Raw genomic sequence first — 6,000 nt, 5'->3', positions numbered from 1 at the left:
GCGCGGCCCGCGCACGCGGCCCCGCGCGCGGCGGGGCCCGGGCCGGCCCGCGCCGCGGGCGGCCCCCGGGCCCCGGTGCGAACCGGCGGGGTCAGCTCCTGCGGTCGGGCGCGAGACGGCTGAGCAGGAGGTAGACGAGGAGGGAGGCGGCGAGGCCGACGGCCCACCCGTAGTCCGCGAGCGGCTTCAGGAAGGGGATCATCCCGTCGACCGGGAACGGCCCCTGCTTGACGCCCTTGGCGTCGAGCCCGGAGTGCGAGCCGCCGATGGCCAGGACACCGCCGACCGCGAAGGCCGCCAGCGCCCGCCAGTTCCAGCCGCCGGAGTACCAGTAGCGGCCCTCCGTCCGGTACAGGTCGGCCAGTTCCAGCCGGGTGCGGCGCAGGATCCAGTAGTCGGCGATGAGGATGCCGGCGACCGTGCCGAGCAGACCGCCGACGGTGCCGAGCCAGGTGAAGATGTACGCCTGCGGGCTGGCCAGCAGCTTCCAGGGGAAGATGACGACGCCCACGACCGCGGTGATCAACGAGCCGGTGCGGAAGCTGATCCTGCGCGGCGCGATGTTGGAGAGGTCGAAGGCGGGCGAGACCACGTTGGCCGCGATGTTCACCGACAAGGTGGCCACCAGGACCGTGATCAGCGCGAAGAGCACCGCGGCCCAGTTGTCGAGCTTCGCGGCCAGCGCCACCGGGTCCCAGATCGGCTCGCCGTACACCGCCTGGGAGCCGGAGGTGACCAGTACCGACAGCAGTGCGAACAGCGTCATCGTGGTGGGCAGTCCGAGGGACTGGCCCCACAGCTGGGCGCGCTGGCCGGCGGCGTAGCGGGTGAAGTCGGGGATGTTGAGGGAGAGCGTCGACCAGAAGCCGATCATGCCCATGAGGGCGGGGAAGAAGACCTTCCAGAAGTCACCGCCCCAGCCGAGTGCGGAAGGCTGGTCGAGCAGCGGGCCGAAGCCGCCGGCCTTCACGCTCATCCAGATCAGCAGCGCGATCGCGCCGACGATGACGAAGGGGGCCGCCCAGTTCTCGAACCGCCGCACCATCTCCATGCCGCGCACGATGATCGCGACCTGGATGATCCAGAAAACGACGAAGGAGAGCCACTGCGTCCACGGGTAGCCGCCGATCGTCCCGGCGGTCGCCCAGGAGTCGCCGAAGAGCTTCCCCGCGAGCAGGAAGATGCCGGAGCCGCCGATCCAGGTCTGGATGCCGAACCACACGCAGGCGACCGCCGCCCGGACCAGGGCGGGCAGGTTGGCCCCGCGCACCCCGAAGGACGCGCGGGCGAAGACCGGGAACGGGATGCCGTACTTGGGACCGGCGTGGCCGGTGAGCAGCATCGGCACGAGCACGATGAGGTTGGCGAGGGCGATGGTGAGCACCGCCTGCTTCCAGTCCATGCCGAGGGCGACCAGGCCCGAGGCGAGGGTCCAGGAGGCGACGTTGTGCGCCATCCCGATCCACAGCGCGGTGAAGTTGTACGTGGTCCACTTCCGCTTGGCGAGCGGAACGGGGAGCAGGTCCTCGTTGGCGTAGGGGCCGGACGGGACGGCGTCGGGCGAGAGCTCGACGCGGCCGTCGGCCCCGGCTCTTCCGGCGGGGGGTGGAGCGGTGGCTGTCATGGCAGCCCCCTTCGTTCGAGGCGGGGAACGGGGATCGAACGTGCCGTGCGGGGGGATGGCGGGCCCGGGATCAGCCGCGGAGCGCGGGGATGACGGTGGAGCCGTAGACGTCGATGGTGGACTCCTTGGCGTCCTGCATGTCGTACAGGGCGAACTGGTCGACACCGAGGGCCTTCAGGGCGCGCAGCTTCTCGATGTGCTGCTCTGCGGTGCCGATGAGGCAGAAGCGGTCGACGATCTCGTCGGGGACGAACGCGGTGTCGGGGTTCCCGGAACGGCCGTGGTGCGAGTAGTCGTACCCCTCACGGGCCTTGATGTAATCCGTGAGCTCCTGGGGGACCGCGCTCGACACCTCGCCGTACCTGGCCACCAGGTCGGCGACGTGGTTGCCGACCATGCCGCCGAACCAGCGGCACTGGTCGCGGGCGTGGGCCAGGGCCTGCGGGGAGTCGTCCTCGGTGACGTACGCGGGGGCCGCCACGCAGACCTTCACCCGCGCGGGGTCGCGGCCGGCGGCGACCGCGGCGTCCCTGACCGATTTGACCATCCACTCGGTCAGGTAGACGTCGGCGAGCTGCAGGATGAACCCGTCCGCCTTCGCCCCGGCGATCGCCAGCGCCTTCGGCCCGTACGCCGCCATCCACACCGGCAGTTCGGCACCGGGCCGCACCCACGGGAACTTCACCACCGTCCCGCCGCCGAGGTCGGCCTCGCGGCCCTCGGCGAGCTCGCGGATGACGTGCATCGCCTCCTCGATGCGGGCGAGGGTGTTGGGCTTGCGGCCCGCCACACGCATCGCCGAGTCGCCCCGGCCGATGCCGCAGATCGTCCGGTTGCCGAACATCTCGTTCAGCGTGGCGAAGGTGGACGCGGTCACCTCCCAGGTACGGGTGCCCGGATTGGTGACCATCGGGCCGACGACCATCCGCTCCGTCCGCGCGAGGATCTGGCTGTAGATGACGAACGGCTCCTGCCACAGCACCGTGGAGTCGAAGGTCCAGCCGTGGGTGAAGCCGTTGCGCTCGGCGCGCCGCATCAGCTCCACGACCCCCGACGCGGGCGGGTCCGTCTGCAGGACGAGACCAAAATCCATAGCTCTGCTCCCTGGGGTGGCTAGACGAGGTACTGGCAGGTCTCGCGGGTCTGGTAGCGGCCGTGGCCGGCCCGGCCCAGGTAGCGGTCCTGGTCGACGACGACGGTGCCGCGCGACATCACGGTGCGGGCCCTGCCGCGTACGCGCCGGCCCTCGTAGGCCGAGTAGTCGACGTTCATGTGGTGGGTGGAGGCGGACATGACCTGCTCCGCGCCGGGGTCGTAGATGACGATGTCGGCGTCCGCGCCCGGCGCGATGGTGCCCTTGCGCGGGTACAGCCCGAACATCCGCGCCGGGGTCGCACAGGCGATCTCGATCCACCGGCGCCGGCTGATGTGCCCGTCCACCACCGCCTGATGGAGCAGGTCCATCCGGTTCTCCACCCCCGGCAGACCGTTGGGGATCTTGGAGAAGTCACCCCGGCCCAGCTCCTTCTGCCCCACGAAGCAGAACGGGCAGTGGTCCGTGGACACCACCTGCAGGTCGTTGGTCCGCAGACCCTTCCACAGCTCCGCCTGGTGCTCCCTGGGCCGCAGCGGCGTGGAGCAGACGTACTTGGCGCCCTCGAAGTCCGGCTCGGCCAGGTTGTCCGTGGACAGGAACAGGTACTGCGGGCACGTCTCGGCGAAGACGTTGAGGCCGCGATCGCGTGCCGTGGCCAGCTCCGCGACCGCCTGCTGAGCGGAGACGTGGACGACGTAGAGCGGCGCACCGGCCACCTCGGCCAGCCGGATGGCGCGGTGGGTCGCCTCGGCCTCCAGCAACTCCCGCCGGACCTCGCCGTGGTAGCGGGGGTCGGTCCTGCCCGCGGCCAGCGCCTGCTCGACCAGGACGTCGATGGCGATGCCGTTCTCCGCGTGCATCATGACCAGGCCGCCGTTGGCCGCGCCACGCTGCATGGCCCGCAGGATCTTGCCGTCGTCGCTGTAGAAGACGCCGGGGTAGGCCATGAACAGCTTGAAGGAGGTGACCCCTTCGTCGACGAGGAGGTCCATCTCCTTGAGGCTGTTCTCGTTGACGTCCGACACGATCATGTGGAACGCGTAGTCGACGGCGCAGTTGCCCTCGGCCTTGGCGTGCCAGGCGTCGAGCCCGGCGCGCAGCGACTCGCCCACCGACTGGACGGCGAAGTCCACGATCGTCGTCGTGCCGCCCCAGGCGGCGGCCCGGGTGCCGGTCTCGAAGGTGTCCGAGGCGAAGGTGCCGCCGAAGGGCAGCTCCATGTGGGTGTGCGCGTCGACACCGCCCGGGATGACGTACGTCCCGGTCGCGTCGATCACGGTGCCGGCCGTCCAGCCCTCGGCGACCGTGCTGCCGGTAGTGGCGAGGGCGACGATCCTCTCGTCCTCGACGAGGACGTCGGCGTGGACCTCCTCGGCGGCGGTGATGACCAGTCCGCCGCGGATCAGGGTTCGGCTCACCGGTTCCCTCCCTTCCTCAGGCCTCGGTCAGCGGGCCGTAGGCGTCGGGGCGGCGGTCCCGGTAGAAGGCCCACTGCTGCCGGACCTCCTCGATCTTCCCGAAGTCCAGGTCGCGGACGACGAGTTCCTCCTCCTTGTCGGAGGCGACGTCGCCCACGAACTGACCGCGCGGGTCGACGAAGTAGGACGTGCCGTAGAAGTCGTTGTCGCCGTACTCCTCCTGGCCGACCCGGTTGATGGCGGCCACGAAGTACTCGTTGGCGACGGCCGCGGCCGGCTGCTCCAGCTGCCACAGGTACGAGGAGAGCCCGCGCGAGGTGGCGGAGGGGTTGTAGACCAGTTCGGCGCCGGCGAGGCCGAGCGCCCGCCAGCCCTCGGGGAAGTGGCGGTCGTAGCAGATGTAGACGCCGACCTTGCCGACGGCCGTGTCGAAGACCGGCCAGCCCAGGTTGCCGGGCTTGAAGTAGTACTTCTCCCAGAAGCCCTTGACCTGCGGGATGTGGTGCTTGCGGTACTTGCCGAGGTAGCTGCCGTCAGCGTCGATCACGGCGGCGGTGTTGTAGTAGAAGCCCGCCTGCTCGATCTCGTAGACCGGCACCACCATCACCATGCGGAGCTCCTTGGCGAGCGCCTGCATCCGCACGATCGTCGGGCCGTCCGGCACCGGTTCCGCCCACCGGTAGTGCTCGGGCTCCTGCACCTGGCAGAAGTACGGGGCGTTGAACACCTCCTGGAAGCCGATGACCTGCGCCCCCTGGGCGGCCGCCTCGCGGGCGTACCGCTCGTGGAGGTCGGTCATCGATTCCTTGTCGCCGGTCCACTTCGTCTGGACGAGCGCGGCGCGCACTACTCGACTCATCGGTCTTCCCTCCGACGTCGCGGCAATGAGCGGGCCGCGGAGGTGAACTCCGGGCCGCTTGACGGCTGACATTAGGAGCCCTGGGGTGCGGGGTGCAGTACCACGCTGTAACGCGCTGGGGCCCCCGGCGTTCCGTCGCGTCACCTGCGCGGACGCGGTCCACGGCGGTGTCAGGTCCGTTCGCGCGGCAGGTGAAATCGGCGTTTCGTCCCGGGCGCCGGCGTTACCGGCGGGTGTCCCCGACTCACCGACAAGAAATATGGGCTGGACAAAAAAACTTTTCGGTGAGACGGTGGGGCCATGTTGGACGTGAGCGTGATCGAGGACTCGGCGGCCGCCGCCGCCACGCTGGACCCCGTACGGGCCCGCCTCCTCGCCGAGCTGGCGGAGGGGCCGGCGTCGGCGGCCATGCTCGCCGCCCGGGTCGGGCTGCCGCGGCAGAAGGTGAACTACCACCTGCGGACGCTGGAGGCGCACGGCCTGGTCGAGCTGGCCGGCGAACGCCGGAAGGGCAACGTCACCGAACGGCTGATGCGGGCCACCGCGGCCTCGTACGTGATCTCCCCGCTCGCGCTCGCCGCCGTCCAGCCGGACCCCGGGCGCTTCCGCGACCAGCTGTCCGCGCGCTGGCTGCTGGCCGTCGCCGCCCGGCTCGTCCGCGACGTCGGCACCCTGATCACCGGTGCGGCCAGGGCCCGCAAGCGGCTCGCGACGTACGCCCTCGACGGGGAGGTGCGCTTCGCCTCCGCCGCCGACCGGGCCGCGTTCGTGGAGGAGCTGACCCGCGGGGTGAGCGCGCTGATCGCCAAGTACCACGACACGGACGGCGAGGGAGGTCGCGAGCACCGCATCGTGGTCGCGCTCCACCCCACCGTCAAGGAACCCGGTCCCCCGTCCGGGCCGTCCGGGGAGTCCGCACCGGCCGTCGGGCGGGCCACTCCGGCCGCCGTCGCGGAGTCCCCGTGAGCGGCCCGTGACCTGTCCCGGCCGGTACCGCACCGCA

The 6,000-nt window shown here is 70.8% G+C and carries 5 protein-coding genes; 1 reads left to right on the top strand and 4 read right to left on the bottom strand.

Annotated features, from left to right (window positions below):
• Positions 1-91 precede the first annotated feature (91 nt).
• From ACFV3E_RS38545 to ACFV3E_RS38530, 4 genes are all read right to left on the bottom strand, one after another.
• Positions 92-1,624: an NCS1 family nucleobase:cation symporter-1 gene (locus ACFV3E_RS38545; RefSeq protein WP_500539939.1), complete on the bottom strand. Its 1,533-nt coding sequence runs from the start codon at positions 1,622-1,624 to the stop codon at positions 92-94.
• Positions 1,625-1,694: 70 nt separating this feature from the next.
• Complete coding sequence (locus ACFV3E_RS38540; RefSeq protein WP_500539937.1) at positions 1,695-2,717, bottom strand: TIGR03842 family LLM class F420-dependent oxidoreductase; 1,023 nt, start codon at positions 2,715-2,717, stop codon at positions 1,695-1,697.
• A 20-nt stretch (positions 2,718-2,737) separates the two neighbouring features.
• Positions 2,738-4,138 (bottom strand): dihydropyrimidinase, encoded by a 1,401-nt coding sequence (gene hydA, locus ACFV3E_RS38535; RefSeq protein ID WP_500539935.1) that lies wholly within the window; start codon positions 4,136-4,138, stop codon positions 2,738-2,740.
• Positions 4,139-4,154: 16 nt separating this feature from the next.
• Positions 4,155-4,997, bottom strand: a complete 843-nt coding sequence (locus ACFV3E_RS38530; RefSeq protein WP_089226758.1) for a nitrilase-related carbon-nitrogen hydrolase — start codon at positions 4,995-4,997, stop codon at positions 4,155-4,157.
• Between the two features lie 300 nt (positions 4,998-5,297).
• On the opposite strand from ACFV3E_RS38530, the gene ACFV3E_RS38525 reads away from it, so the two are divergent.
• A complete protein-coding gene (locus ACFV3E_RS38525) occupies positions 5,298-5,963 on the top strand; it encodes an ArsR/SmtB family transcription factor (protein ID WP_500539933.1) in 666 nt (221 codons plus the stop codon).
• Positions 5,964-6,000 lie beyond the last annotated feature (37 nt).

This window comes from Streptomyces sp. NPDC059718 (assembly GCF_042733315.1).
In the GTDB taxonomy this organism is placed as follows: domain Bacteria; phylum Actinomycetota; class Actinomycetes; order Streptomycetales; family Streptomycetaceae; genus Actinacidiphila.
Note: the sequence above shows the minus strand (reverse complement) of the source record. Positions and strands in the feature narration are given on the sequence as shown.